This window comes from Streptomyces sp. NPDC001880, from assembly GCF_053594575.1.
Window position 1 is genome coordinate 1 of sequence record NZ_JBSFET010000302.1, and the last position, 1100, is coordinate 1100.

A 1100-nucleotide genomic window follows, 5' to 3' on the forward strand; every position below is an offset into this window, starting at 1 on the left:
AACTGGCCAAGGGCAACGAGCCCGAGTTCGACGAGGCCCTCTCCGCGAAGAAGACGGCGGAAACGGACTCAGCGAAGGCCCCCGCCAAGGGCAAATCAGCCGAAGCCCAACAACTCTCCACCGCCAAGGCCGGGGCCGCAGCCTCCGGCGCCCAGGCCATGAACACCCTGACCGCGACCCGTGCTTCGGCGGGTAAACAGGTCGACGGCGGCAAGGGCGAGACGAAGTCCAAGGACGAGAAGAAGCGCGCAGAGGTAACGGCCAAGCTCCAGAAGGTCTACGACGGCACGAAGAAGGACGTCGAGGCCACCCTGTCCGGCCTGGACAAGAAGGTCGACGAGGCATTCACCTCGGGCGAGAAAGCGGCCCGGGACGCGTTCACCGCCGACCACAAGCGCCGGATGAAGAAGTACAAGGACAAGCGCTACTCAGGGATGTTCGGCCCGGCGAAGTGGGCCAAGGACAAGCTGATGGGCATGCCGAAGGAGGCCAACGACCTCTTCCAGGAGGCCCGCAAGCTCTACGTGGCGAAGATGCAGACGGTCATCTCCTCCGTCGCCGACATCATCGGCACCGAACTGGGCAAGGCGAAGGCCCGCATCGCCAAGGGGCGGGCGGAGCTGAAGGCCGAGGTCGACAAACTCCCGGCAGACCTGCGTCAGTTCGGCGAGGACGCGGCGAAGGACTTCGCGGGAAAGTTCGACGACCTCGAAGCCAGCGTCAACGAGAAGTCCGAACAACTCGTCCAGGACCTCGCCAACAAATACACGGCCGCCCTGAACAAGATCGACGAGGAGATCAAGAAGCTCCAGGAGGCCAACAAGGGGCTGGTCCAGAAGGCGAAGGACGCGATCGTCGGCGCCCTCAAGACGATCAACGAGCTGAAGAACCTCCTGCTCGGCATCCTCGCCAAGGCCGCCTCCGCGATCATGAAGATCATCAAGGACCCGATCGGGTTCCTCGGCAACCTGGTCAAGGCGGTCGGCGCCGGCCTCAATCTCTTCGTCACCAACATCGCCACCCACCTCAAGACCGGCGTCGTGTCCTGGCTGCTGGGCACGGCGGTCAAGGCCGGTCTCGAACTCCCGCAGAAGTTCGAC

Annotated in this window: 1 pseudogene; it reads left to right on the top strand. The window is 64.0% G+C overall.

The features are described 5' to 3' along the window. Positions 1–1100: pseudogene (locus ACWCQ6_RS37450) on the top strand (hypothetical protein); the annotation flags it as partial.